Here is a 26,969-nt window from a genome sequence, read left to right as displayed (position 1 = left end):
GAGTTATTTGCCGCTGCCGGCAACGCTTTCGCCGCCACGGGTAAGGTAATAGGCGCCAAGAATCGGCAGCATGGTGACCAGCATGACCAGCATGGCGACCACGTTAGTCACCGGTACGTCCCGGGGGCGACTGAGCTGGTTGAGCAACCAGATCGGCAAGGTTCGTTCGTGTCCGGCGGTGAAGGTGGTGACAATGATTTCATCGAATGACAAGGCAAATGCCAGCATGCCGCCGGCCAGCAGCGCCGACCCCAGATTGGGCAGGATGATGTAGCGGAAGGTTTGCCAACCGTCAGCCCCCAGGTCCATCGACGCTTCGATCAGACTATGGGAGGTGCGGCGCAGCCTGGCGATGACGTTGTTATAGACGATCACCACGCAGAAGGTCGCGTGGCCCACGACAATGGTGAATATGCCTGGCTCGATCCCCAGGGTTTTGAACGCCGAAAGCAGGGCGATGCCGGTGATGATCCCGGGCAGTGCGATAGGCAGGATCAACATCAGTGAGATGCTTTCTTTGCCGAAGAAACTGCGTCGATACAGTGCTGCGGACGCCAGTGTGCCGAGTACTAGGGCAATCAAGGTGGCCAGGCAGGCAACCTGCAGCGACAACTTGATCGACTCCAGCACATCGGGCCGGGAAAAGGCCACGCTGAACCATTTCAAGGTAAAGCCCTGTGGCGGGAAGCTGAACGCCGCATCCTGAGTATTGAAGGCGTACAGAAAAATGATCAGGATTGGAAAGTGCAGGAACACCAATCCGCCCCAGGCCGCCAGACGCAGGCCCCACGAAGCGCGCTCAGAGTGCATCGAAAGCCCCCAGACGTTTGACCATGGACAGGTAGATGGCAATCAACACGATGGGCACCAGGGTGAACGCTGCTGCCATGGGCATGTTGCCAATGGCGCCTTGCTGGGCGTAGACCATGCTGCCAATGAAATAACCCGGTGGACCCACCAGCTGCGGCACGATGAAGTCGCCCAGGGTCAGTGAAAAAGTGAAGATCGAGCCGGCTGCGATTCCGGGAACCGCCAGCGGCAGAATCACCTGCATGAAGGTTTGTCGGGGTTTGGCGCCAAGATCCGCCGAGGCTTGCAGCAACGACGGCGGCAAACGCTCCAGCGAGGCCTGGATGGGCAGGATCATGAACGGCAGCCAGATGTACACAAACACCAGAAAGCGTCCCAGGTGCGACGTTGACAAGGTGCTGCCGCCAACGCCAGGAATGCCAAGAATGAACTGTAGCAACGGCTCCATGTGAAGCTGCTGGACAAACCACTGCGCCACGCCGCCTTTGGCCAACAGCAGGGTCCAGGCATAGGCCTTGACGATATAGCTGGCCCACATCGGCATCATCACCGCGATGTAGAAGAACGCCTTGGTTTTGCCCGTGGTATAGCGGGCCATGTAATAGGCGATTGGAAAGGCCAGGGCGGCGCTGGCGACGGATACCGCAACAGCCATGCCCAGCGTGCGCAAGATAATGTCGAAGTTCGAGGGGTTGAACAGGGCGGCGAAGTTGGTCAGGGTCAGCGTCGGGGTGACCGCCATGGTGAAGTCGTCAAACGTGTAGAAACCCTGCCAGAGCAGGCTCAGCAATGATCCAAGGTAGATGGCACCGAACCAGATCAACGGTGGTATCAGCAGTAGCGCCAGATAAAGATTGGGTCTGCGGTAGAGCAAATTTGAGAAGCTGCGCAGGGCCTGGCTCATCTATGGGCCCTCGTTCAAGACGGTTTCCTGTAGCGAGGTCATCGCTTCCCGTGCCCAACGAGCCTGCAGGCGCTGGCCCGGCTGCCAGGGCGCGGCTTGCTCTTGCCATTGGTTGTTGGCTTGACTGACATTGAGCAACTGGCCATTGTCCAGTTTCAGTTCGTAGCGAGTGGCACTGCCCTGATACTGGATATCGTGGAGCAACCCGCTGACCTGGATCTCATCGCCAGCTGCTGGATGTTCGCCCAAACGGATGTGCTCCGGGCGAATCGAAAAGGGTAGCTGACTGCCATTCAACTGGGCCGCCAGCTCCCCACGCAGCACGTTGGAGGTACCGACAAACTCGGCGACGAAGGTGGTGGCTGGCTTCATGTACAGGTTGCGCGGGGTATCCACCTGCTCGATGCGACCGCGGTTGAATACCGCGACACGATCGGACATCGACAGCGCTTCGGTCTGGTCATGGGTAACAAAGATGAAGGTAATGCCCAACTGACGCTGGAGTTTCTTCAGCTCGCTCTGCATTTGCTCACGCAGCTTCAGGTCCAGTGCGCCCAGGGGCTCATCGAGCAGCAGCACCCGGGGGCGGTTGACCAGTGCCCGGGCCAGGGCCACGCGCTGACGCTGGCCGCCGGACAGTTGAACCGGCTTGCGTTGCCCGTAACCTTCCAGGGCGACCATGGCCAGGGCTTCTTCGGCACGGGCCAGACGATCCTGCTTGCCCACGCCCTTGACCTTCAGGCCATAGGCGACGTTGTCGCGGACATTCATATGCGGAAACAGGGCGTAATCCTGGAACACCGTGTTGACGTCACGTTGGTAGGGCGGCAGCCCGGCCGCCTCCTCACCATGAATGCGGATAGAACCGGCGCTGGGTTGCTCGAAGCCGGCAATCAGGCGCAGGCAGGTGGTTTTGCCCGAACCGGAAGGGCCGAGCATCGAGAAAAACTCGCCGTCCTGGATGTCTATGGACACCCGGTCGACGGCCCTGACCTCGCCAAAGTAGCGGGAAACATCGGTGAACTGGACTGCAAGGGTCATGCTGCGGTGCTCCCGGTGTCTAGACGGAATCGCCGGGCAAGTCGCACGCTCTGGCGGCGCCGCTTGCCCGGCGACAGGGCCTCAGCGGCCACCCATGATTGCGATATAGTCCTGAGTCCAGCGGCTGTACGGCACAAACTTGCCACCCTCTGCCTGCGGGGTTTTCCAGAAAGCGATTTTGTCGAAGTTGTCGAAGCCGTTGGTTTTACAGCCCTCAGCGCCGAGCAGTTCACTGCCGGTGCAGGCCGCCGGCACCGCAGGCAGAGAGCCGAACCAGGCTGCCACATCGCCCTGGACCTTGGGTTGCAGTGACCAGTCCATCCATTTGTAGGCGCAGTTGGGGTGTTTGGCCTCGGCATGCAGCATGGTGGTATCGGCCCAGCCGGTGGCGCCTTCCTTGGGAATGGTCGAGGCCACCGGTTGGTTGTCGGCCTTCAGGGTGTTGACCATGTAGCCCCAGGAACTGGACGCGACCACGCCTTCGTTTTTTACATCGCTCATCTGGACCGTCGCATCGTGCCAGTAGCGATGAATCAACGGTTGTTGCTGGCGCAGCAGATCGAGTACGGCCTTGTATTGTGTTTCATTGAGTTCGTAAGGGTTCTGGATGCCCAGATCGGGCTTGGTCGACTTCAGGTACAACGCTGCGTCGGCTATATAGATGGGGCCATCGTAGGCCTGGACGCGACCCTTGTTCGGCTTGCCGTCAGGCAAGTCTTGCGGCTCGAAGACCACGCTCCAACTGGTAGGCGCTTGCTTGAAAACGTTGGTGTTATACAACAGCACATTGGGACCCCACTGGTAAGGGGTGCCGTATACCTGGTCGTCCACTACATACCAGGCGCCATCCTTGAGCCGTGGATCGAGGTTTTTCCAGTTCGGGATCAATGCGGTGTTGATCGGCTGAATACGTTTGCCCGCAATCAGGCGTAGCGAAGCATCGCCGGACGCCGTGACCAGGTCGTAACCACCCTTGGTCATCAAACTGACCATCTCGTCGGAAGTGGCAGCGGTCTTGACGCTGACTTTGCAGCCGGTTTCCTTCTCGAAGCCGCTAACCCAATCGTAGGCTTTGTCACTTTCACCGCGCTCGATATAACCGGGCCAGGCGACGATATCCAGTTGCCCTTCGCCAGCGCCTACAGCCTTCAGAGGTTGCGCCGCCTGCAGGCTGGTGCTGGCCAGCAAGGCGGTACCCAGGGCACTGAGCAAAGCGGTCTTGTTCACAAGCATGGTGTTCCCTCTTGTTCAAATTATGATCGGGTCAGTCATGAAAGCGGTGGCACATCGCTTTAAGCGTAGTGCAACATCTGGATGCAAATGCATTCAGCTTGATTTCAGCTTGCGGCAGTAATCTTGGGGTTTATTTCCCGTCCTTGGAGGTTCCAGATGAACACCCGTGGTTTGCTCGATCAGTTGCTCAAATCCGGTCAGGACCTGCTGCAGAATCAGGCTGGCAAGAACTCAGCCGGCAAGGCTGGTGGGTCAGGCGGTCTTGGCGATCTGCTGGGAGGCAAAGGCGGCGGTGGCCTGGGCAGTCTGCTTTCCGGAGCCGGTGGCGGAGCCCTGGCAGCGGGTGCAATGGGGCTGTTGATGGGCAGCAAAAAGGCGCGCAAGTATGGCGGCAAGGCCCTGACCTACGGCGGCCTGGCGGCACTTGGCGTGCTGGCGTACAAGGCTTATGGCAACTGGCAGGCCAAACAGGGCACTGCGGTGCAGGGCGAGCCGCAGACGCTCGATCGCCTGCCCCCGGCGCAGGTCGAGCAACACAGCCAGGCCATCCTCAAGGCCCTGGTGGCCGCGGCCAAGTCCGATGGTCATGTCGATGAGCGCGAGCGAGCGCTTATCGAAGGTGAATTCGTCAAGCTTTCCAACGATCAGGAGCTGCAGCACTGGTTGCATGCCGAGCTCAACAAACCCCTGGATCCCGCTGATGTCGCGCGCGCCGCTACTACGCCGGAAATGGCCGCGGAGATGTATATCGCCAGTGTCATGCTGGTCGACGAGGAGCACTTCATGGAGCGCGCTTACCTTGACGAATTGGCGCGGCAACTGAAGTTGGACCCGGCATTGAAAGTAGAACTCGAGAACCAGGTAAAACAAGCTATTGGCCAATAATTTCAGGCTAGTGGCCATTATCCTGGCTGCTAGGTCCGGTCCAGCCTGAAAGTCAGGCGCAAAAGCCCTTGGAGCCTGGGCTATACTCTGCCCATTTTTCTGCTCGCGTAGAACACTTGAGGGCTGACTGTGAAAAACTGGACCTTGCGCCAACGGATTCTGGCGAGCTTCGCCGTGATTATCGCCATCATGCTGTTGATGGTGGTGGCGGCCTATTCACGGCTGGTGACCATCGAATCCGGTGAGGAAGCAGTTCGAACCGATAGCATTCCCGGGGTGTATTACAGCTCCATGATCCGCAGTGCCTGGGTCGACAGTTACGTGTTGACCCAGCAATTGGTGGGTTTGAGCGGTAATCGCGAGATCACCTCCGCTGACATGGCGTTGTACAAGAGCTTTGAGGCACGCCTGAAACAGCATATGGCCAGCTACCAAGGCACCATCAAGGATCCGCAGGACCAAACCAGCTTCGATGAGTTCGAGCACCTCGAGGACGGCTATATCAAGTCGATCGAGACGGTGCTTGAAGCCTATCGTCGCAAGGACTACAGCGAGGCTGAGCGCCTGATCAACGAGGTGTTGACGCCGGCCTGGAATACAGGTCGCAATCACCTGAACGCAGTAATCGAGCGCAACCGCCATTCTGCCGAAGAAGCAGCCGAATCGATCGTCGGCGCTGTGGTGACGGCCAAGTTCAGCATGATCACTTCTCTGGTCCTGGCGATTATCGCAGCAACTATCTGCGGCTTGCTGCTGATGCGTGCCATTACCGCGCCGATGCAACGTATCGTCCACGCCCTGGATAAGCTCAGCAGCGGCGACCTGAGCGTGCGCATGAACCTCGACCGCAAAGACGAATTCGGTGCAGTGGAAACCGGCTTCAATGAAATGATGGGCGAGTTGACCAGCCTGGTCTCCCAGGCCCAGCGTTCATCCGTGCAAGTGACTACGTCGGTCACCGAAATTGCTGCCACCTCCAAGCAACAGCAGGCTACCGCTACCGAAACGGCAGCCACTACCACTGAAATTGGCGCCACCTCACGGGAAATTGCCGCAACTTCCCGTGACCTGGTACGCACAATGACCGAAGTTACTTCAGCCGCCGACCAGGCTTCGAACCTTGCAGGTTCCGGCCAACAAGGGCTGGCACGCATGGAAGAAACCATGCACCAGGTGATGGGCGCCGCCGACCTGGTCAACAACAAGCTGGCGATCCTCAATGAGAAGGCCGGCAACATCAATCAGGTCGTGGTCACAATCGTCAAGGTTGCCGATCAAACCAACCTGCTCTCACTTAACGCTGCCATCGAAGCTGAAAAGGCTGGCGAATACGGTCGCGGCTTTGCGGTGGTGGCCACTGAAGTACGACGCCTGGCAGACCAGACCGCGGTTGCTACCTATGACATCGAGCAGATGGTCCGTGAGATTCAGTCAGCGGTGTCCGCTGGGGTGATGGGCATGGACAAGTTCTCCGAGGAGGTGCGCCGTGGCATGTTCGAGGTGCAACAGGTAGGTGAGCAACTGAGCCAGATCATTCATCAAGTCCAGGCCTTGGCGCCGCGGGTGCTGATGGTGAATGAAGGGATGCAGGCCCAGGCCACTGGCGCCGAACAGATCAACCACGCCCTGGCCCAGCTGGGCGATGCCAGCAGCCAGACCGTTGAGTCGCTGCGTCAGGCCAGCTTTGCCATCGACGAGTTGAGCCAGGTTGCTACCGGCCTGCGTGGTGGCGTGTCGCGGTTCAAAGTCTGATTGGCGATGACTGACTTCAAGCTTGATCGTAGCCAGCACATGATCGCTCACGGCACGTTGTACCTGTTGTTCCGTATGGGTGAGCAGCGCTTTGCGCTCGACGCCCATGAAATTGCCGAAGTCTTGCCGCGGCTGCCGCTCAAACCTCTGGCCCATACCCCAACCTGGGTTGCCGGGGTGTTGGCTCACCGCGGCGCATTGGTGCCGGTAATCGACGTCGGCGCCTTGAGCTTCGGAGTGCCTGCCCCGGTGCGTACCAGTACACGGCTTGTGCTGGTGCATTACCGTAACGACCCGTTGCAGCCCGAGCGATTGCTGGGGTTGATTCTTGAGCAGGCCACCGACACCTTGCGTTGCTCGCCGCAAGCGTTCCAACCCTACGGTGTGGATAACCATCAGGCTCGCTACCTTGGGCCGGTGCGCGAGGATGCTCAGGGCTTGGTGCAGCGCATCAGCGTGCAGGACCTGCTCAGCGACGAGGTACGTGCCTTGCTGTACCCCTTGCCTGAAGAGCAGGTGTCTGTGCACGGGGAACAGCCATGAGTCATGAACAACGTTTTTTTCGTTTTCTGCAGGAGCGCATCGGTCTGGATGTCGCTTCGGTCGGCACCTCGATGGTCGAGCGCGCATTGCGCCAGCGTTGCGCTGCAGTAGCGGCGATCGATCTGGACGACTACTGGCTGCGGCTGCAGCAGTCGAGTGAGGAAAAACAGGCGCTGATCGAGGCAGTGATCGTCCCCGAGACCTGGTTTTTCCGTTACCCGGAGTCCTTTTCGGCATTGGCGAGCCTTGCCCGCAAGCGTTTGGTCGAGCTGGCTGGGGCGCGTCCATTGCGCATTCTCAGCCTGCCATGTTCCACCGGAGAGGAACCTTACTCGATTGCCATGACCCTGCTGGATGCCGGGCTTGGCGCGCACGCGTTTCGTGTCGACGGCATGGACATCAGCCCAATCTCGATAAACCGGGCTGAGCAAGGCCTGTACGGGCGGAACTCGTTTCGCGGGTCGGATCTGCAATTTCGTCAGCGGCATTTTGATGAAAGCCAGGAGGGACACCGACTACACGAGCGAGTGCGTCAACAGGTCAAACTGCAAGTCGGCAATGTGCTCGACCCAGCGCTGCTCAGCCTGCAAGGCAGTTATGATTTTGTCTTCTGCCGCAATTTGTTGATCTATTTTGACGTACCCACCCAGAAACGGGTTTTCGAGGTGCTCAAGAGTTTGATTCACGAGGAGGGTGTGCTGTTTATCGGTCCGGCCGAAGGTAGCTTGCTGGCGCGCATGGGCATGCGCCCGCTGGGTATCGCACAATCCTTTGCCTATATGCGCCAGGCCGAAATCATCGAGCCTGCGCCGCTGTTTTCCAGCAAACCGCTACTGCCACCTATGCCGCCATCGCCGGTGGCCAAAAGCGTGCTCGCACCGTTGCCTGTACCCGCGCGTAAACTCAAGATCGTTGCACCGCCGGCGGTTGCCCAGGCCGCGCTGGCAGACAGCCGTGTCGAGTTGCTGGCGCAGATCACCCGGCTGGCCAACAGCGGCAGCAGTGCCGAGGCCAGGGCTGCCTGTGCTCGCTACTTGCAGCAGTATCCGCCGCATGCCGAGGTGTTCTACTGGCTTGGGCTGCTCAGTGATACGGCAGGTGATGCGGGCGAGGCGCTCAGCCACTATCGTAAAGCGCTCTACCTCGACCCGCAGCATGCCGAGGCACTGGCACATCTGGCAGCATTATTGGCGTCCCAGGGCGATGTTGCTGGCGCGCGTCGTCTGCAGGAGCGCGCTGCGCGGCGAGCGGATCGGGAGTCTGAACAATGATCACTGATGATCAGGTACAACTCGTTGCCGCCGATGCCAGTGCAATCGATGATTGCTGGAATCGTATCGGTGTGCGCGGCGATAAAAGTTGCCCGTTGTTGGTCGAGCACATTCACTGCCGCAACTGCGATGTCTATGCCAGTGCTGCGACGCGATTGCTGGACCGTTATTCGTTGTCCCAGGACGCCCACCAGCAGGTTCAGGTTCAGGAGCGGCGGGCCACTCGCTCGATGCTGCTGTTCCGGCTCGGTGAAGAGTGGCTGGCACTGGCTACCCGTTGTCTGGTCGAGGTCGCGCCGCTGCAGCCAGTGCATTCACTGCCTCACCAACGTTCGCGAGTGCTGCAGGGCGTAGCCAATGTGCGTGGCGCCCTGGTGCCGTGCCTGTCACTGGCAGACCTGCTTGGCCTGGAAGTTCAGGCTGAGGTCAATGCTTCGGGCAGAATCATGCCGCGTATGTTGATCCTGGCCGCTGCTGGCGGTTCGGTGGTGGTGCGTGTGGATGAAGTCGATGGTATCCACGGTATTGACCCGGAACTTGTGCACCACGAGCACAGCGAGGCAGCACGTTTTACCGCTGCCGTCCTGCAGTGGCGCGAGCGCAGTGTGCGGGTGCTGGATGAAGAACAGGTGCTTTCTGCTGTGAACCGGAGCCTTTCATGACCCCAGAGCAAATGCGGGACGCGTCCTTGCTCGAGTTGTTCAGCCTGGAAGCCGAAGCTCAGACCCAAGTGCTCAGCGCCGGTCTGTTAGCGCTGGAGCGCAACCCAACCCAGGCTGACCAGTTGGAAGCCTGCATGCGTGCAGCTCACTCGCTCAAGGGCGCAGCGCGAATCGTTGGCGTCGACGCCGGGGTCAGCGTTGCGCATGTGATGGAAGACTGCCTGGTCGGCGCTCAGGAAGGGCGCCTGCGCTTGCGCGCTGAACACATCGATGCGTTGTTGCAGGGCACTGATCTATTGATGCGCATTGCCACGCCTGGCGATGCCACGTTGGAACCTGCGGTACAGGCTTTTCTCCTGCAAATGGCGGCTCTGCTCGACCCCTCTGCTGCGCCAGCGAGGGGGGCACCGGCGGCGCCGATTGTCACTGCATCGGAGCCGCAGCCGAGAGAAGCGATAGCTGAACCGGTAGTGGAGCCCTCAAGCATTGACGCCGAACCAGAGGTCGCCAGCAAGCGCAGCGGCAAGCGCGCCGCTGAAGGCGGTGAACGGATATTGCGGGTAACTGCCGAGCGCCTGAACAGCTTGCTCGATCTGTCCAGCAAGTCGATGGTCGAAACCCAGCGGCTCAAGCCTTACCTGGCCACGCTGCAGCGCCTCAAGCGTATGCACAGCCAAAGCATCCGGGCCCTGGACGGGCTCAAGATCCAACTGGAGGCCAGCGGCCAGAGTCCGGAAGTTCAGGAATCGCTGGCCCAGGCCCAGCAACTCCTTGCACAAACCCAGCAGATTCTTCTGCAACAGGCAGCCGACCTGGACGAATTTGGTTGGCAAGCCAGCCAACGCGCACAACTGCTTTATGACACAGCTCTGGCGTGCCGCATGCGCCCGTTTGCCGATGTGTTGACCGGACAAAGCCGAATGGTCCGAGACCTGGGGCGCTCGCTGGGCAAGCAGGTTCGTTTGGAGATCGAAGGCGAGAAGACCCAGGTTGATCGCGATGTCCTGGAAAAGCTCGAAGCGCCGTTGACCCATCTGCTACGCAATGCAGTCGACCATGGTATCGAGTTGCCCGAGCGGCGGCTGTTGGCAGGTAAACCGGCGGAAGGCCATATCCGTTTGCGGGCCTCGCACCAGGCTGGCCTGCTGGTATTGGAACTCAGTGATGATGGCGGCGGCGTCGACCTGCAGCGGTTGCGTCAGAGCATTATCGAGCGGCAGTTGTCCCCTGCTGAAACCGTGGCGCAGATGAGCGAAGCCGAGTTGCTGACCTTCCTGTTCCTGCCGGGCTTCAGTCTGCGTGACAAGGTGACCGAGGTTTCCGGGCGTGGCGTTGGCCTGGATGCAGTGCAGCATATGGTCCGACTACTGCGCGGGTCTATCGTGCTGACCCAGACTAACGGGCAGGGCAGCTGTTTTCACTTGGAAGTACCCCTGACCCTTTCGGTCGTGCGCAGTCTGGTTGTGGAAGTCGGCGCGGAAGCCTATGCCTTTCCGCTGGCGCACATCGAGCGAACCCTGGAACTGCCCCCTGAGGCCATCGTACAGATAGAGGGGCGTCAGCATTTCTGGCATGAAGGTCGGCATATCGGCTTGGTCGCGGCCAATCAGTTGCTCAATCGGCCGCCGACCGAGACTGATGCGCCGACGATTAAAGTAGTGGTTATCCGCGAGCGAGACATGCTCTACGGCGTGGCCGTCGAACGCCTGGTCGGCGAGCGGGTGTTGGTGGTTATGCCGCTCGATGCGCGGTTGGGTAAAGTCCAGGATATTTCCTCTGGGGCCCTGCTGGATAATGGCAGTGTGGTGTTGATCATCGACGTCGAAGATCTGTTGCGCTCGGTCGAGAAGTTGCTCAGCACTGGCCGTCTGGAGCGCATCGAACGTGGTCACCGCAATACTCGCGAGGCGGCGCGCAAGCGCATCCTGGTGGTTGATGACTCACTGACCGTGCGCGAACTGCAGCGCAAGCTGTTGAGCAATCGCGGCTATGAAGTTGCGGTGGCGGTTGACGGCATGGACGGCTGGAACGCGCTGCGTGGTGAGGATTTCGATTTGCTGATTACCGATATCGACATGCCGCGGATGGATGGTATCGAGTTGGTCACTTTGTTGCGTCGCGACAGCCGCCTGCAATCGCTGCCAGTCATGGTGGTGTCCTACAAGGATCGTGAAGAAGATCGTCGCCGTGGACTGGACGCTGGAGCCGACTACTATTTGGCAAAAGCAAGTTTCCATGATGATGCCTTGCTTGATGCTGTGGTCGAGTTGATCGGGGGAGCCCAGGGATGAAGATCGCTATCGTCAACGACATGCCCATGGCGGTGGAGACTCTGCGCCGGGCGCTAGCGTTCGAGCCACTGCACCAGGTCATCTGGGTAGCCAGCAACGGTGCCGAAGCCGTGAAGATGTGTGCCGGACAGACGCCGGACCTGATCCTGATGGATCTGATCATGCCTGTCATGGATGGTGTAGAGGCCACCCGGCGAATTATGGCCGAGACACCCTGCGCCATTGTGATTGTCACCGTGGACCGTCAGCAGAATGTCCACCGCGTATTCGAAGCCATGGGGCATGGCGCGCTGGACGTGGTCGACACCCCGGCGTTGGGAGCGGGTGATCCCAAGGAAGCGGCAGCGCCGCTGCTGCGCAAAATCCTCAATATCGGCTGGTTGATCGGCCAACAACGCAGCAACACCCCGCAGCCCATGACGGCGCCCGCGCGCGAACTCGCGCAGCGCCAGAAGCTGGTTGCCATTGGCTCCTCTGCCGGTGGTCCTGCGGCTCTGGAAGTGCTGCTCAAAGGTTTGCCGCGGGATTTTCCTGCCGCTATCGTGCTGGTGCAACACGTCGATCAGGTATTCGCCGCGGGCATGGCCGAATGGCTCAGTAGCGCCTCGGGTTTGACCGTGCGCTTGGCCTGTGAGGGAGAAGCGCCGCAACCAGGGCAGGTACTGCTGGCCGGCACCAACCACCACATTCGCCTGCTCAAGAACGGCACCCTGGCTTACACCGCAGAACCGGTGAACGAAATCTACCGGCCTTCGATTGATGTATTTTTTGAAAGCGTTGCCCGTTACTGGCGCGGGGACGCAATAGGCGTGCTCTTGACCGGGATGGGCCGCGACGGTGCCCAAGGTCTGAAATTGATGCGCCAGCAAAGCTTCCTGACCATCGCTCAGGACCAATACAGCAGCGCCGTTTACGGCATGCCCAAGGCCGCGGCTGCGATAGATGCGGCCATGGAAATTCGCCCTCTGGAGCGAATTGCTGCACGATTGATGGAATTTTTTCCAAAATGACGATATGTATTTCGCCACGCCGGACCTCCGGCAGTGACCAGGTGACAACGCATGAATGATTTACCGCTCGACGGTTTTCCGGCCGCCAATGAAAATTCGGCAATGGTCCTGCTGGTCGACGATCAGGCAATGATCGGTGAGGCGGTGCGGCGTGGGCTGGCGCATGAAGAGAACATCGATTTCCACTTCTGTGCCGACCCTCATCAGGCCGTTGCACAAGCTGTGCAGATCAAACCAACGGTGATTCTCCAGGACTTGATCATGCCCGGGCTCGACGGTCTGACGCTGGTGCGTGAGTACCGGAACAATCCGGCAACCCAGGACATTCCGATCATCGTTCTGTCGACCAAGGAAGACCCGCTGGTAAAAAGCGCAGCCTTTGCCGCCGGCGCCAACGACTACCTGGTCAAACTGCCCGATAACATCGAGTTGGTAGCGCGAATTCGCTACCACTCGCGCTCATACCTGACCTTGTTGCAGCGCGACGAGGCGTATCGCGCCTTGCGCGTGAGCCAGCAGCAGTTGCTCGATACCAATCTGGTGCTGCAACGCTTGATGAATTCCGACGGCCTTACTGGCCTGTCCAATCGTCGTCATTTCGATGAGTATCTGGAGCTTGAGTGGCGCCGGGCGATGCGCGAGCAGGCTCAGCTTTCGCTGCTCATGATCGACGTCGATTACTTCAAGGCATTCAACGACACGTTCGGGCACCTGGCCGGCGACGAGGCGCTGCGCAAGGTTGCCGAGGCCATTCGCGGCTCCTGCGCTCGTCCTACCGATCTTCCCGCGCGATATGGTGGCGAAGAGTTTGCCCTGGTTCTGCCCAACACCTCGCCGGGTGGCGCGCGCCTGGTAGCGGAAAAACTGCGCCAGATCGTGGTCGGGATGAACATCGCGCACAACATGCCGGTCGCCGACGCCAGCCTGACGGTGAGTATCGGCTTGTCTACCCTCACGCCTGCGATTGGCAGCCATTGTCGGCAGCTGATTTCGGCGGCAGACAAAGGCTTGTACCTGGCCAAGAACAATGGTCGCAACCAGGTTGGCGTGGCATGAGGCAGGCCTTGGTGCCAGCCCCGATTTAGCGATGCAGATCCTTGTGCAACAACCGCCCGACGGGCTGCCGTCGGGTTCCAGACTCGGTTATACTCTCCGGCTTTTCTACAGATTACGCACGAGAGCCGCCCGCCCATGGAAATCCAACCAATCCTGAATACCATCAAGGACCTGACCGAGCGTTCCGAGTCTATTCGGGGGTATCTTTGACTACGATCACAAGCATGAGCGCCTGATCGAAGTCAACCGTGAGCTTGAAGACCCTAGCGTCTGGAATAAGCCTGAATACGCCCAGGAGCTGGGCCGCGAGCGCGCTGCGCTGGCGCAGATCGTCGACACGCTCGACGAAATGGCCAGTGGCCTGGCCGACTCGCGCGAATTGCTCGACATGGCTGTCGAAGAAAACGACGAAAGCTCCGTCAACGATGTCGTCGAGATGCTTGAAGGCCTTGAGGCCTCTCTCGCGCAGTTGGAATTCCGCCGCATGTTCAGCGGTGAAATGGACATGAACAACGCCTACCTGGATATCCAGGCCGGCTCCGGCGGTACCGAAGCCCAGGACTGGGCCAACATCCTCTTGCGCATGTACCTGCGCTGGGCTGACAAACGCGGTTTCGACGCTACCATCATGGAGCTGTCGGCCGGTGAAGTCGCCGGGATCAAAGGCGCTACCGTGCACATCAAAGGCGAATATGCCTTTGGCTGGTTGCGCACCGAAATTGGTGTGCACCGCCTGGTACGTAAAAGCCCGTTCGACTCCGGCAACCGCCGCCACACCTCGTTCTCGGCGGTGTTCGTGTCCCCTGAGATCGACGACAAAGTCGAAATCGATATCAACCCGTCGGACCTGCGTATCGACACCTATCGCTCCTCGGGTGCCGGTGGCCAGCACGTTAACACCACCGACTCGGCCGTCCGTATCACCCACGTACCGACCAACACCGTGGTCAGTTGCCAGAACGAACGTTCCCAGCACGCCAACAAAGACACCGCCATGAAAATGCTGCGGGCCAAGTTGTACGAGCTGGAAATGCAAAAGCGCAATGCGGCGTCCCAGGCCCTGGAAGACAGCAAGTCGGACATTGGCTGGGGTCACCAGATCCGTTCGTATGTGCTTGACGCCTCGCGGATCAAGGATCTACGCACCAACATCGAGCGCAGCGACTGCGACAAGGTGCTCGACGGCGATATCGACGAATACCTGGAAGCCAGCCTCAAGCAGGGGCTGTAACCGCGACACCGATGCCGCGGGCAAGCGCTCCTGTAGCGCTTGCCCCGCGATCCCAGGCCCGAGCCTGGGACAATGAACCTGTGATGGAAGATGTGACGACATGAGCGACCTAAAACTCGACCCGCAAGACCTGCAACAGGAAGAAAATACCCTGATCGCCTTGCGCAAGGAAAAACTTGCCGCAGAGCGTGCCAAGGGCAATGCCTTCCCCAACGACTTCCGCCGTGACAGCTACTGCAACGACCTGCAGAAACAGTATGTCGACAAGACCAAGGAAGAGCTGGAAGCTGCAGCGATTCCGGTCAAGGTTGCCGGGCGCATCATGCTCAACCGTGGCTCGTTCATGGTGATCCAGGACATGACCGGTCGTATCCAGGTCTATGTCAACCGCAAGACCCTGCCGGAAGAAACCCTGGCCGCGGTCAAGACCTGGGACCTGGGTGACATCATTGCCGCCGAAGGTACCCTGGCGCGTTCCGGCAAAGGCGACTTGTATGTCGAGATGACCAACGTGCGCCTGCTGACCAAGTCGCTGCGCCCGCTGCCCGACAAACACCATGGCCTGACCGACACCGAGCAGCGCTATCGCCAGCGTTATGTCGACCTGATGGTCAACGAAGAAGTGCGCGATACTTTCCGCGTGCGTTCCCAGGTCATCAACCATATCCGCAACTTCCTGATCAAGCGCGACTTCCTGGAAGTGGAAACGCCAATGCTGCAGACCATCCCGGGTGGTGCAGCGGCCAAGCCGTTCGAAACCCACCATAACGCCCTGGACATGGCCATGTTCCTGCGTATCGCGCCGGAGCTGTACCTCAAGCGCCTGGTGGTGGGTGGCTTCGAGAAAGTTTTCGAGATCAATCGCAACTTCCGTAACGAAGGTGTTTCGACCCGGCACAACCCCGAGTTCACCATGCTCGAGTTCTACCAGGCCTACGCCGACTACGAAGACAACATGGACCTTACCGAAGAGCTGTTCCGCGAGCTGGCGCAGCTGGTTCTGGGCAGCACCGACGTGCCATATGGCGACAAGGTGTTCCACTTCGGCGAGCCATTCGTGCGTCTGTCGGTATTCGACTCGATCCTCAAGTACAACCCTGAGCTGACTGCCGACGACCTTAACGACATCGACAAGGCTCGTGCCATCGCCAAGAAAGCCGGTGCCAAGGTCCTTGGTTTCGAAGGTCTGGGCAAACTGCAGGTGATGATTTTCGAAGAACTGGTCGAGCACAAGCTGGAGCAGCCTCACTTCATTACCCAGTACCCGTTCGAAGTCTCGCCATTGGCTCGTCGCAACGACGAGAATCCGAACGTTACCGATCGCTTCGAGCTGTTCATCGGTGGCCGTGAGATTGCCAACGCCTACTCCGAGCTCAATGATGCCGAAGACCAGGCCGAGCGCTTCATGGCGCAGGTTGCCGACAAGGACGCCGGTGACGACGAAGCCATGCACTACGATGCAGATTTCGTCCGCGCCCTGGAATATGGCATGCCGCCAACCGCGGGTGAGGGTATCGGTATCGACCGTCTGGTGATGCTGCTGACCAACTCGCCGTCGATTCGCGACGTTATTCTGTTCCCGCACATGCGCCCACAAGCCTGAGGGGAGCAATGAAAAAACCGCCTTTTCAGGCGGTTTTTTATTGAGCTGCAAGCGCGAATGCAGCGTCGTCGAACGCTCCACTATCCAAACTTCCCGAGGTATCCCGTGACAATGGCCCATCAAGGCGCCGCTGGCGTAGCAACCGCCGTGGCCGAAAGTGTTCGATATCAAGGCCGAAAGGCCAGTCGCCAGGGCAGCGAGCAGCGTCGGCAGGATATTCTCGATGCAGCCATGCGCATTGTCGTTCGTGATGGCGTTCGTGGTGTACGTCATCGCGCTGTAGCAGCCGAGGCCGGGGTGCCTTTGTCGGCGACCACCTATTACTTCAATGACATTGAAGACCTGCTTACCGATACCTTTGCCCAGTATGTGGAGCGCAGCGCCGCTTACATGGCAAAGCTGTGGGAGCACACGGAAGTGGTCTTGCGTCAGTTGCTTTCTCAAGGTGATCAAAGCCTGCCATGCCGCGCGCTCCTGGCCGATGAAGTGGCGAAAATGATGGCCGACTATGTCCAGCGCCAACTGCACAACCGGCGTGACTTTCTCATGGCCGAGCAGGCCTTTCGCCAGGAGGCATTGCTGTGCCCGCGTCTGGCCGAACTGGTCAAGCTGCACGAGCAGATTCTGCTCCATGGCGCCTGTCAGATGCTGGAGGTTGTCGGCTCGCGTCAGCCGCAGCAGGATGCGCTGGTGTTGACGGCGATTGTCGAGCAGATGGAATATCAGGGCCTGCTCGACAGTTCACAGGTCGATGCGCATACGCAGATGCTCGCTATCCTTACTCGGTACTTGCATCTGGTGCTGGCCGCCGTGTGAGCCGCGACCCTATTTCAAGGAGAACCCGATGAAAGCCAGAAGTCTGTTGTTGGCATTGTCGTTTTTGCTGCTTGGCGGTTGTCTGGTCACCTTCAATGAGCCGATGCCGGCCAATGAGGCCGCGCCCAAGGCGCTGCTGGGCAAATGGATCAGCAAGGACGCCTGGGGGGAACCGTTGAGCCTGCAGATCAGTCGCAGCGGTGGCGACGCCTACAAGGCGGTGGCTATCGGCAAAGACAAGAAGCGCGATGAGTACGTGTTCACGGTGTCCCGCCACGGCAACCGTTGGTATCTCTCGGCGGGTGTACCCAAGCGGCTCGGCGGAAACTTCCTGATCGGCGGGTTCGAGGTCGTCGATGGCAAGGAACTGGTGGTCTACAACCTCGATGTCGAGCAGGTCAACCAGGCCGTGGAGAAGAAAGAGCTCAGCGGGCGTACCTATGACGTTCCGGAGGACAACGGTGAAGGCGTGCTGATCGACAGCCCGGCCGAGCGGGTCCTGGCCTACCTTGACGATCCGGCCAACTCCGACCTGTTTATCGAAGTGGCGCGGTTCCAGCGGGCAGGCAAGTAAAAGAGTCAATTCAAGGAGAGTAGGGTGGACGAGTACCAGCAGACGATACGTGCCCTGTCTGATCGCATTGTCCTGGCACAAACGCCCATTCGCGTGCTCGATGCGGTGAAATGGGATGACAGCATCCGCCAGGGGTTTCTCAAGGCCAAGGGCAAGGAGATGCCCGCGGTCGATCGGGCTTATTACCAGGGCCGGCCGTTGTCGTTCGACTCTGGCGCAGTAAAGCTCGAGTTCCAGAACATCGAGCGTGACATTACCCGGCAACTGGGCCAGTTCAATCCGGTTGGGCAGATCATGCGGCGCATGTGCAAGGAGTACCGCATGGTGGTGCGCATGCTTGAAGCGCGCGGCACCGAGGATTTCGGGCTGATTTCTCAGGAGCTTTACGGTGCCGCTTCCGATGCGTTTCACGCCGGCGACCCGACCCTGGCTGACCTGGGGTTGATGCTCTCGGATTACCTGAACAATATCGACGGCCGAGGCGACCTCAAGGATGAACCGAAGAACCTCACGGCAAAACAAGCCGTCGAGATGCTGCAGAGGCGTTTGAACAAGGTGTTCAACGAAGCCGAAGACACAATTCGGGTGTTCGAGTCCGACGGTATCGTCGCTGACGCCGCAGCGGGTGCCGACTACATCAAGATTCGCGCCGATGCGATGTTCAACAGCCGCGACGTGCGTGCACTGGAGGTCCATGAAGGGTTGGTGCATGTGGGCACCACACTCAATGGCCTGAACCAGCCGATCTGCACCTTTCTGGCCAAGGGGCCGCCCTCGTCGACTGTTACACAGGAAGGCCTGGCGATTCTCATGGAGGTCATTGCTTTTGCTTCCTACCCGAGCCGCCTGCGCAAACTGACGAACCGCACCCGGGCCATCCATATGGTCGAGGAGGGTGCCGACTTCATGCAAGTCTACGAGTTTTTCCGCGCCCAGGGCTTCGGCATGCCGGAGAGCTATGGCAATGCCAGTCGAGTGTTCCGCGGATCGGTACCCAATGGGCTGCCATTTACCAAGGATTTGTCCTACCTCAAAGGCTTCATCATGGTTTACAACTATATTCAGTTGGCCGTGCGCAAGGGCAAGCTTGAACAGATCCCGTTGCTGTTTTGCGGAAAGACCACGCTTGAGGATATGCGCACATTGCGCCAATTGGTCGATGAAGGCCTGGTGGAACCACCCAAGTACTTGCCGGAACAGTTTCGTGACCTCAACGCGCTATCGGCCTGGATGTGCTTCTCCAACTTCCTTAACCACCTGAGCCTGGACCGGATTGAAGCCGACTATTCGAACATTCTCTGAATCGGGGTGCAAAACCCTGGGCTTGCTGCTGGTGGTGGTGCTGACACTGGGTGGTTGCAGTTCGCTGCTGTTCTACCCTGAGCCTGGCCAGCCGTTCACCCCCGAGAAAGCCAAGCTTGAATACCGTGACGTAGCCCTGACCGCGGCTGACGGTACGCGCCTGCACGGTTGGTGGCTGCCAGCCAAGCCGGGGGTCGAGGTCAAGGGCACGGTTCTGCACTTGCATGGCAACGGTGGCAACCTGGCCTGGCATCTGGGTGGCAGTTGGTGGCTTCCGGAACACGGTTATCAGGTACTGTTGCTGGACTACCGCGGTTACGGCTTGTCCCAGGGCAAGCCGGCACTGCCTGAAGTCTATCAGGACATCGCCGCAGCACTGGACTGGCTCGACAAGGCCCCGCAGGTGCAGGGTAAGCCGCAAATACTGCTGGGGCAGAGCCTGGGTGGCTCCATGGCTATTCATTACCTGGCGCACAACCCAGAGCAAGCCAAGCGTTTCAAAGCGATGGTGTTTGACGGCGTGCCGGCCAGCTATCGTCAGGTCGGACGCTTTGCCCTGAGCAATTCGTGGGTGACATGGCCATTGCAAGTACCCCTGTCGTGGCTAGTGCCTGACAGCGACAGTGCAATCAACTCGATTGCGCAGCTCAAGACACCGCCGAAGTTGTTCTTTCACAGTATCGACGATCCTATTGTGCCGCTGGCCAATGGCATTGAGCTGTATCAGGCAGCGCCGCCGCCAAGGGTGTTGCAATTGACCCGCGGTGGTCATGTGCAGACGTTTGCCGACCGTACCTGGCGGCAGGTGATGCTGCGCTTTTTGCAAGATCCTGAACATTTCAATGGGCTGCGGCGTTTGGCCGAAGTCCCTAATTACCCTGACGAGACGTCACAATGAGTGAAGAACGTAACGCTGTCCCCCTGATCATTACCGGTGTCTGCAGCATCATCTGCACCGTTGCAGCGCTGTGGTACTACGGCTACCTGCATTTTGCCAAGCCGGAAGATGCACTGCTGCTGTCGGATTTCACCATGCTCAAGACAATACCGGGGGAGGATTACAAGATTTCGCTCAAACCGGCCAACCAGGTCGCTCAATGTGTCGATGGCGTGCTGGTGTTGTTCGATATGTCGCAAAAAGGCCTGACCGGTGTGTTGGTGGACAACAAGAAGCAGGCCGTGCGTTGCCTGGGTCAAGAGACGCCGCAGCAACTCGAACAGTAACGGCAAGCCCGCCCCACGGACTGGGTTCCGTGGGGCGGGCTTGCTTTTGCGATGCAGCTTTACATCAATGCGCCTGGCTTACCGAGCGCGGTGCCACGGGCTGGTTGTCGTTGGAAATAGTCACTTCCACGCGACGGTTCTGGGCACGGCCCGAGTTGCTCGCATTATCGGCAATGGGGTATTCCTTGCCGTAGCCCTGGGCAACGATTCGTGATGGATCGACACCTGCACGTACCAGCGCCATGCGCACCGAGGCTGCGCGACGCTCGGACAGCGTCTGGTTGTAGTTGGCGCTACCTTTGCTATCGGTGTAGCCCTCGACAATCACTTTGCGGTCAGGGTTTTCCTGGAGGTAGCGAGCCAATGTGGTGATATTGGGCAAGGCGCTGCTTTTCAGATTGGCCTTGTCGAAATCAAATAGTACATCGCCAAAGGTCACCAAGGTGCCGCGATCGGTTTGTTTGGCGTTGAGGCTGTCCTGTAGTTTCTGGATCTGTGCATCACGTGATTCCAGGCGGGCCTTGGCGCGCTGGGCAGAGGCATCTTTCAAGTTGCCTTCGGCGGTGCGCAGAGCGATGGTCTGCTTGGCCACTTCAATGCGCTGGTTGGTCAGGTAGGCGAGTTGATCGACCTTCTTCTCGTCATCCTTGTTCATGTAGGCCGCGTCGGCCTTGTTCAGCCAGTCCTGGGCATCCTTGGTTTCCAGCGCGGCAACTTTGCTGGCCTGTGGATTGCTCTGCAGGGTAGAGAAGTTGGTCCGTGCCGATTCCAGGTTGGCGTTCGGCTGCGTTGAGCAAGCGGCCAGACCGACGCTCAGCGCCAGCAGGGCGGGGATCATCATGTGTTTGCGCATAATGGTTCATCCTTTGATCAATTACGAATGCTTGGGTCGACAGTGCAGCGCTCACTGCGCGCTGCGCATGCCTTCCTCACGCAAGTCCTGAACGCCCTCGTGGGCATCTTGAACGGCTTTTTCGGCCTTGGCGGCCTGTGCCTTGCGTTCGGCAACACGTGCATCCCATTCGGCCTGTTCGGCCAGGCGCTTGGCATCGTCGTATTGCTTGTCATGCATGGCGATTTCAGCCTGCTTGAGCTTGTCCTGGGCGGCCTTCATTTCCACTGCGGCAAACTCGGTACCGCCGGCGCTGACTGCCGAGTTGACCGCCGACTGGGTGACGGCGTACTGCTCGGTGGGTGGGTTGCCGGCACAGCCTGCCAGCACCAGGCTGCTGCCCAGTGCCAGCGCAGCCAGTTTGAGCCCGCGCAGGTGAGAGGGTGAGGTGTTAGCGGTATGGGTCTTCATACTGGTCAACTCCATTGGATCGCTCCTGATGAACAACAGATTCCGTAACAGTCCATCGGCAGTCCGGTCAGCTTCGGTGGCTGATGGGCTTTGCCGTGATGGCTACTGGCTGTGACCGAGGTGTTTTTTCAATAGTTCAGAAAAAAGTGCGTCAAAAAAGCGGGTTTTTCTGACTGATCAGTCAGTGCTTTTTTGCCGGAACTTCGAGCGGTGCGCGGGGTACGCGGGCGCATGCGCGAGCGCCCGATACCGGAGCGGAAGAGGGATTTCAGTGGGTCGGTTCGTCTTTCTGGCTGCTCAGGTCGTGCAGATAGCGACGAGACAAGGCGAGGAAGCGCGGAGTGGGGCCGATGTCCTCGTAGAGCGGATCGCCTTCTTCATCGGTGGCGATTACGTGTTGTCCCTGGATGTAGGGGAAGCTGGCTTCCAGCTCTTCCAGCGCTGCACCCAGTAGCTCGCCGAGTAATTCTTCGGGGCGCCGCTTGGGGTACATTTCTGCCAACGCGGCCAGGCGCGCCGCGGATTCCACGTCCAGGTGCAGGATATGACCGGTGGGGCTCAGACGGCCCTTGTCGTTCTGTTCCCAGTGCTGGGCAAGCTCACGGATTTTCATGATCACCTCATCAATCCTCAAGGATCTGTTTTCAGCGTAGTCACTGTGCAGTCATTGGTCTGCCTTGAAGCATGACCGGTAGTGGGGCACTCTGGAGCCAGAGCGGTTTTCCAGGAATGCCGGAGACAAGGCTGATGACTGATATCGATGTGCGCTTGCGTGAAGATGTTCATTTGTTGGGTGAATTGTTGGGGGACACCATACGTGATCAGCACGGTGAGGCGTTCCTGCAGAAAATCGAAGAAATCCGCCGCAGCGCCAAAGCTGATCGCAGTGGTGCGGCCGAGCAATTGAGCTCTACCCTCAATGACTTGGCTGACGATGAATTGTTGCCGGTAGCGAGAGCGTTCAACCAGTTTCTCAACCTGGCCAACATCGCCGAGCAATATCAATTGATACGGCGGCGCGATAGCGGTCAGCCCGAGCCGTTCGAAGCGCGGGTACTGCCGGAATTGCTGGCGCGACTGAAGGCGGCAGGGCACAGTGATGATGCCTTGGCGCGCCAGGTCGGCAAGCTGAGTATCGAGCTGGTATTGACCGCTCACCCCACCGAAGTCGCTCGTCGCACGCTGATTCAAAAATACGATGCGATTGCTGCGCAGTTGGCTGCTCAGGATCATCGCGACCTGATCCCTGCCGAACGCGAACAAGTGCGTCAGCGCCTGCAACGCTTGATCGCTGAAGCCTGGCACACCGAAGAAATTCGCCGCACTCGGCCAACGCCAGTCGATGAGGCAAAGTGGGGCTTCGCGGTGATCGAACACTCGCTCTGGCATGCTATTCCCCATCATCTGCGCAAGGTCGATAAGGCGCTTCACGCCGCCACCGGCCTGCACTTGCCGCTGGAAGCGGCGCCGATACGCTTTGCTTCGTGGATGGGCGGTGACCGTGACGGCAATCCCAATGTCACTGCGCCGGTAACCCGCGAAGTGCTGTTATTGGCGCGTTGGATGGCCGCTGACCTGTTTTTGCGTGATGTCGAATCCCTGGCCGCCGAGCTGTCCATGCAGCAGGCCAGCGAGGCCCTGAAGGCCAAGGCTGGTGACTGCGCCGAACCCTATCGGGTGATACTCAAACAGCTGCGTGACCGCTTGCGGGAAACCCGTGCCTGGGCGCACAGCGCATTGAAGTCGCCGCAGGTGCCATCGCCGCTGGTGCTGCAGGACAACCATGAACTGTTCGAGCCGTTGCACCTGTGTTTCGAGTCCTTGCATGCCTGCGGCATGGGTGTGATTGCCAATGGGCCGCTGCTGGATTGCCTGCGCCGGGCGGTTACCTTTGGCCTGTTCCTGGTACGCCTGGACGTGCGTCAGGATGCTGCCCGGCACACCGCCGCGCTTAGTGAGATCACCGAGTATCTGGGGCTGGGACGCTACGCCGACTGGGACGAGGATGAGCGTATCGCCTTCCTGGCCCAAGAACTCACTAGCCGACGGCCATTGCTGCCTGGCTATTTCCAGCCGCAGGCCGAAACTGCCGAGGTTCTTGCCACTTGCCGCGAGATCGCCGCTGCACCCGCTGCGTCGCTGGGCTCTTATGTAATCTCCATGGCGGGTGCTGCTTCCGACGTGCTGGCCGTACAGTTGCTGCTCAAGGAGGCCGGTGTACTGCGCCCAATGCGTGTGGTGCCACTCTTCGAAACGCTGGCGGACCTGGATAACGCAGGTCCCGTGATGGAGCGCCTGCTCGGTCTGCCGGGTTATCGCAGCGCCCTGCACGGTCCTCAGGAAGTCATGATCGGCTACTCCGATTCAGCCAAGGATGCTGGCACCACTGCAGCTGCGTGGGCGCAGTATCGGGCGCAGGAAACGCTGGTCCGTATCTGCCGTGAGCAGCAAGTCGAGTTGCTGCTGTTTCATGGCCGTGGCGGCACGGTTGGACGTGGCGGCGGCCCAGCCCATGCGGCCATTCTTTCGCAGCCGCCGGGATCGGTCGCAGGACGTTTTCGCACGACCGAACAGGGCGAGATGATCCGCTTCAAGTTTGGTCTGCCGGATATCGCCGAGCAGAACCTGAACCTGTATTTGGCGGCAGTGCTGGAAGCGACGTTGCTGCCGCCACCGCCGCCCCAGCCAGCCTGGCGGACGTTGATGGACGCGTTGGCCGCCGACGGGGTCAAGGCCTATCGCGGCGTGGTGCGGGATAATCCCGAGTTCGTCGAGTATTTCCGTCAGTCCACCCCGGAGCAGGAACTTGGACGCTTGCCCTTGGGCAGCCGCCCGGCCAAGCGTCGTGCGGGTGGCATCGAGAGCCTGCGCGCGATTCCGTGGATCTTCGGCTGGACACAGACCCGCTTGATGCTCCCAGCCTGGCTGGGTTGGGAAGCCGCGTTGAACAACGCCTTGCGTCGCGGTCAGGGTGATCTGCTGGCGCAGATGCGTGAGCAGTGGCCGTTTTTTCGCACGCGTATCGACATGCTGGAAATGGTCCTGGCCAAGGCCGATGCGGAAATTGCCCGCTCCTACGACGAACGTCTAGTGCAACCAGAGCTGCGACCTTTGGGTGCACATTTGCGCGACCTATTGTCGCAGGCGTGTGGTGTGGTACTGGGTCTGACCGGGCAGCCGGTGCTACTGGCGCACAGTCCCGAGACCCTGGAATTCATCCGGCTGCGCAATACCTACCTGGACCCGCTGCATCTATTGCAGGCGGAGTTGCTGGCACGTTCGCGCAAACGTGAAGCCGCTCTGGACAGCCCATTGGAGCAGGCTCTGCTGGTTACTGTGGCAGGCATTGCCGCAGGTTTGCGCAATACCGGTTGAGTTCAGGCGCAACACTGCGATTCGCCTCGTAGCGAGGAGGAGATTGCTTGCAAAGCAATGGGTTGCGCTCGGCGCAACCTGTGCTTTGTATGGCGCGTGTGTGTGCTTTCTTCCGACTTTCGAGCGCTTGTGTGGCTTGAAGCCGCTGTGTATCTTGAGCAGCCTTTTGACCGATTTGTGGTCATGACCCAATTCCGGACTTGGCCCTCTGCGCCGACTCCATTGATTTGCTTACAAAAATGAGGAGCACAATATGCGCGTGATTCTGCTGGGAGCTCCCGGGGCCGGTAAAGGTACTCAGGCAAAGTTCATCACCGAAAAATTCGCCATTCCACAGATCTCCACCGGCGACATGCTGCGTGCTGCTGTAAAGGCCGGCACTCCGTTGGGCCTGGAAGCCAAGGCGATCATGGACGCAGGCAAGCTGGTTTCTGACGAGTTGATCATCAACCTGGTCAAGGACCGCATTGCCCAGGCCGACTGCGCGAACGGTTTCCTGTTCGACGGTTTCCCGCGCACCATTCCTCAGGCAGAAGCCCTGGTGACTGCTGGCGTTGAAATTGATGCCGTCGTCGAAATCGCCGTCGAAGACGAAGAGATCGTTCAGCGTATCGCCGGTCGCCGCGTGCACGAAGGTTCTGGCCGTGTCTACCACATCGTCTACAACCCGCCGAAGGTTGAAGGCAAAGACGACGAAACCGGCGAAGCGCTGGTTCAGCGTAAAGATGACACCGAAGAAACCGTGCGTCATCGCCTCGCTGTCTACCATGACCAGACCAAGCCGTTGGTAGACTTCTACCAGAAGCTGTCGGCTGCCAATGGCGGCAAACCGAAGTACGCCCATATCGAAGGCGTAGGTTCGGTTGATGCCATCACCGCCAAGGTACTGGCTGCTCTGAGCTGATTGATACTCGGTAGCAGACAACGGCCCGCTTGCGGGCCGTAGTTGTTTATAATGCCGCTCTTTTTTCTCTCGCCTGGAACCCCCGATGACCACCTTGCTGGCCCTGGATACCGCCACTGAAGCCTGCTCCGTTGCCTTGCTGCATGATGGCAAGGTTTCCAGCCATTACGAGGTGATCCCACGCCTGCATGCGCAAAAGCTGCTGCCGATGATCCAACAGTTGCTGGCGGACGCCGGCACCACCCTGGCGGCGGTCGATGCCATTGCCTTTGGTCGTGGCCCGGGTGCGTTCACCGGTGTGCGTATCGCCATTGGCGTCGTCCAGGGCCTTGCCTTTGCCCTGGAGCGGCCGGTGCTGCCGGTTTCCAACCTTGCAGTACTGGCCCAGCGCGCGCTGCGCGAGCAGGGTGTGAGCCAGGTTGCGGCAGCCATTGATGCGCGCATGGACGAAGTGTACTGGGGTTGCTACCAGGAAACGGCAGGGGAGATGCGTTTGATCGGCAGCGAAGCGGTGTTGTCTCCAGAGCGCGCAGCGCTACCTGCCGGTGCCAGCGGTGAGTGGTTTGGCGCAGGCACCGGCTGGGGCTATGCCGAGCGCATAGGGGTGAAACTGTGCGCACAGGATGCAAGCCTGTTGCCTCACGCCGTGGATTTGCTGACCTTGGCTACCTTTGCCTGGCAGCGCGGGGAGGCCATTGCTGCCGATCTCGCCCAGCCTGTGTATTTGCGCGATAACGTGGCGACCCCAAAGGCGCGCTGACGGCTGCTCGTCTACTATTTCCAGAGCAAATAAAACCTTTTGCCCGAACTGTGGTCCAGTTATCAATCGGGCATTAGCGAAGGCACTCTGATGCTGCTAAATTGCCATCATTGCTTCTGAGAGATCGCCATGCGCATCGACGGTTTTTCCTCACAGTCCTACCCGATCAAGCGAACCCCGCGCAGGGCGCCGGTGCTCAGCGACGATGTGGACGAGGATCTACCCGGCGAATTCGAGGTTCAGCCGCAAGCCACCACTGGTCAAGCGCGCACCGGGGGGGTGCCCGCGCGCCAGCAGGACATGATCTTTCCTCGTGCTTGCAACAAGCGCACCGCCCAGGCCCTCGCCAGCTACCTGACCACCGCGGGCTTTGTCGATTGGGAGATGGAAGTGCTGGGGCTGGACCTGTACATTTGATG

25 protein-coding genes and 1 pseudogene are annotated in these 26,969 nt (G+C 59.5%); 19 read left to right on the top strand and 7 right to left on the bottom strand.

The features are described 5' to 3' along the window. Window positions 1–3: 3 nt before the first annotated feature. From D3Z90_RS21205 to ydcS, 4 genes are all read right to left on the bottom strand, one after another. On the bottom strand, window positions 4–810 hold the full coding sequence (locus D3Z90_RS21205; RefSeq protein ID WP_136477874.1) for an ABC transporter permease: 807 nt from the start codon (window positions 808–810) through the stop codon (window positions 4–6). Next, the gene (locus D3Z90_RS21200) at window positions 800–1,714 is read right to left on the bottom strand and encodes an ABC transporter permease (protein ID WP_136477873.1); all 915 of its coding nucleotides are present in this window, start codon (window positions 1,712–1,714) and stop codon (window positions 800–802) included. The genes D3Z90_RS21205 and D3Z90_RS21200 overlap by 11 nt, the downstream gene beginning before the upstream one ends. Beyond that, window positions 1,715–2,755, bottom strand: coding sequence for an ABC transporter ATP-binding protein (locus tag D3Z90_RS21195; RefSeq protein WP_136477872.1), 1,041 nt, complete (start codon window positions 2,753–2,755; stop codon window positions 1,715–1,717). Window positions 2,756–2,836: 81 nt separating this feature from the next. Further along, entirely contained in the window at window positions 2,837–3,988 is a 1,152-nt protein-coding gene (gene ydcS / locus D3Z90_RS21190) for a putative ABC transporter substrate-binding protein YdcS (RefSeq protein ID WP_136477871.1), read from the bottom strand. A 156-nt stretch (window positions 3,989–4,144) separates the two neighbouring features. On the opposite strand from ydcS, the gene D3Z90_RS21185 reads away from it, so the two are divergent. From D3Z90_RS21185 to D3Z90_RS21115, 15 genes and pseudogenes are all read left to right on the top strand, one after another. Beyond that, window positions 4,145–4,873 (top strand): tellurite resistance TerB family protein, encoded by a 729-nt coding sequence (locus D3Z90_RS21185; RefSeq protein ID WP_136477870.1) that lies wholly within the window; start codon window positions 4,145–4,147, stop codon window positions 4,871–4,873. Between the two features lie 129 nt (window positions 4,874–5,002). Beyond that, window positions 5,003–6,625, top strand: coding sequence for a methyl-accepting chemotaxis protein (locus tag D3Z90_RS21180; RefSeq protein ID WP_136477869.1), 1,623 nt, complete (start codon window positions 5,003–5,005; stop codon window positions 6,623–6,625). A gap of 6 nt (window positions 6,626–6,631) precedes the next feature. Then, window positions 6,632–7,168: a chemotaxis protein CheW gene (locus D3Z90_RS21175; RefSeq protein WP_136477868.1), complete on the top strand. Its 537-nt coding sequence runs from the start codon at window positions 6,632–6,634 to the stop codon at window positions 7,166–7,168. Beyond that, window positions 7,165–8,439 carry a protein-glutamate O-methyltransferase CheR gene (locus D3Z90_RS21170; protein WP_136477867.1) on the top strand — a complete coding sequence of 425 codons (1,275 nt, stop codon included), beginning with the start codon at window positions 7,165–7,167 and terminating at the stop codon, window positions 8,437–8,439. Before D3Z90_RS21175 ends, D3Z90_RS21170 begins: the two co-directional genes overlap by 4 nt. Continuing rightward, a complete protein-coding gene (locus D3Z90_RS21165; protein ID WP_136477866.1) occupies window positions 8,436–9,101 on the top strand; it encodes a chemotaxis protein CheW in 666 nt (221 codons plus the stop codon). Before D3Z90_RS21170 ends, D3Z90_RS21165 begins: the two co-directional genes overlap by 4 nt. Continuing rightward, window positions 9,098–11,392, top strand: coding sequence for a hybrid sensor histidine kinase/response regulator (locus D3Z90_RS21160; RefSeq protein ID WP_136477865.1), 2,295 nt, complete (start codon window positions 9,098–9,100; stop codon window positions 11,390–11,392). The genes D3Z90_RS21165 and D3Z90_RS21160 overlap by 4 nt, the downstream gene beginning before the upstream one ends. Next, a complete protein-coding gene (locus tag D3Z90_RS21155) occupies window positions 11,389–12,402 on the top strand; it encodes a chemotaxis response regulator protein-glutamate methylesterase (RefSeq protein WP_136477864.1) in 1,014 nt (337 codons plus the stop codon). The genes D3Z90_RS21160 and D3Z90_RS21155 overlap by 4 nt, the downstream gene beginning before the upstream one ends. Before the next feature lie 51 nt (window positions 12,403–12,453). Next, window positions 12,454–13,487: pseudogene (locus D3Z90_RS21150) on the top strand (diguanylate cyclase). Between the two features lie 106 nt (window positions 13,488–13,593). Next, a protein-coding gene (gene prfB, locus D3Z90_RS21145) for a peptide chain release factor 2 (protein WP_136477862.1) occupies window positions 13,594–14,689 on the top strand; the annotation gives its coding sequence in 2 pieces (ribosomal slippage) (window positions 13,594–13,665 and window positions 13,667–14,689; 1,095 coding nt in all). 100 nt (window positions 14,690–14,789) lie between these two features. Further along, complete coding sequence (lysS, locus tag D3Z90_RS21140; RefSeq protein ID WP_038614096.1) at window positions 14,790–16,292, top strand: lysine--tRNA ligase; 1,503 nt, start codon at window positions 14,790–14,792, stop codon at window positions 16,290–16,292. Window positions 16,293–16,403: 111 nt separating this feature from the next. Further along, a complete protein-coding gene (locus D3Z90_RS21135) occupies window positions 16,404–17,108 on the top strand; it encodes a TetR/AcrR family transcriptional regulator (RefSeq protein ID WP_136477861.1) in 705 nt (234 codons plus the stop codon). A gap of 28 nt (window positions 17,109–17,136) precedes the next feature. After that, window positions 17,137–17,682 (top strand): hypothetical protein, encoded by a 546-nt coding sequence (locus tag D3Z90_RS21130; RefSeq protein WP_136477860.1) that lies wholly within the window; start codon window positions 17,137–17,139, stop codon window positions 17,680–17,682. 24 nt (window positions 17,683–17,706) lie between these two features. Next, window positions 17,707–18,984 (top strand): flavohemoglobin expression-modulating QEGLA motif protein, encoded by a 1,278-nt coding sequence (locus tag D3Z90_RS21125; protein WP_136477859.1) that lies wholly within the window; start codon window positions 17,707–17,709, stop codon window positions 18,982–18,984. Continuing rightward, a complete protein-coding gene (locus tag D3Z90_RS21120) occupies window positions 18,956–19,882 on the top strand; it encodes an alpha/beta hydrolase (RefSeq protein WP_136477858.1) in 927 nt (308 codons plus the stop codon). Before D3Z90_RS21125 ends, D3Z90_RS21120 begins: the two co-directional genes overlap by 29 nt. Beyond that, window positions 19,879–20,208: a hypothetical protein gene (locus D3Z90_RS21115; RefSeq protein ID WP_136477857.1), complete on the top strand. Its 330-nt coding sequence runs from the start codon at window positions 19,879–19,881 to the stop codon at window positions 20,206–20,208. Before D3Z90_RS21120 ends, D3Z90_RS21115 begins: the two co-directional genes overlap by 4 nt. Window positions 20,209–20,272: 64 nt before the next feature. On the opposite strand, the gene D3Z90_RS21110 is transcribed toward D3Z90_RS21115, so the two are convergent. From D3Z90_RS21110 to D3Z90_RS21100, 3 genes are all read right to left on the bottom strand, one after another. Further along, window positions 20,273–21,061 (bottom strand): OmpA family protein, encoded by a 789-nt coding sequence (locus tag D3Z90_RS21110; RefSeq protein WP_136477856.1) that lies wholly within the window; start codon window positions 21,059–21,061, stop codon window positions 20,273–20,275. Window positions 21,062–21,112: 51 nt separating this feature from the next. Further along, window positions 21,113–21,526 (bottom strand): DUF4398 domain-containing protein, encoded by a 414-nt coding sequence (locus D3Z90_RS21105; RefSeq protein WP_136477855.1) that lies wholly within the window; start codon window positions 21,524–21,526, stop codon window positions 21,113–21,115. A 253-nt stretch (window positions 21,527–21,779) separates the two neighbouring features. Continuing rightward, entirely contained in the window at window positions 21,780–22,124 is a 345-nt protein-coding gene (locus tag D3Z90_RS21100) for a pilin assembly protein (protein WP_136477854.1), read from the bottom strand. 134 nt (window positions 22,125–22,258) lie between these two features. Here D3Z90_RS21100 and ppc point away from each other — a divergent pair, with 134 nt between their 5' ends. The 4 genes from ppc to D3Z90_RS21080 all read left to right on the top strand — a co-directional run bounded on the left by ppc (window position 22,259) and on the right by D3Z90_RS21080 (window position 26,967). Further along, window positions 22,259–24,886 (top strand): phosphoenolpyruvate carboxylase, encoded by a 2,628-nt coding sequence (gene ppc, locus D3Z90_RS21095; protein ID WP_136477853.1) that lies wholly within the window; start codon window positions 22,259–22,261, stop codon window positions 24,884–24,886. A 253-nt stretch (window positions 24,887–25,139) separates the two neighbouring features. After that, window positions 25,140–25,790 carry an adenylate kinase gene (gene adk / locus D3Z90_RS21090; RefSeq protein ID WP_136477852.1) on the top strand — a complete coding sequence of 217 codons (651 nt, stop codon included), beginning with the start codon at window positions 25,140–25,142 and terminating at the stop codon, window positions 25,788–25,790. Between the two features lie 85 nt (window positions 25,791–25,875). Next, a complete protein-coding gene (gene tsaB, locus D3Z90_RS21085; protein WP_136477851.1) occupies window positions 25,876–26,550 on the top strand; it encodes a tRNA (adenosine(37)-N6)-threonylcarbamoyltransferase complex dimerization subunit type 1 TsaB in 675 nt (224 codons plus the stop codon). A gap of 129 nt (window positions 26,551–26,679) precedes the next feature. After that, window positions 26,680–26,967: a hypothetical protein gene (locus D3Z90_RS21080; RefSeq protein ID WP_136477850.1), complete on the top strand. Its 288-nt coding sequence runs from the start codon at window positions 26,680–26,682 to the stop codon at window positions 26,965–26,967. The last annotated feature ends 2 nt before the right edge of the window (window positions 26,968–26,969 follow it).

This window comes from Pseudomonas sp. DG56-2, from assembly GCF_004803755.1.
GTDB lineage: Bacteria > Pseudomonadota > Gammaproteobacteria > Pseudomonadales > Pseudomonadaceae > Aquipseudomonas > Aquipseudomonas auratipiscis.
Note: the sequence above shows the minus strand (reverse complement) of the source record. Positions and strands in the feature narration are given on the sequence as shown.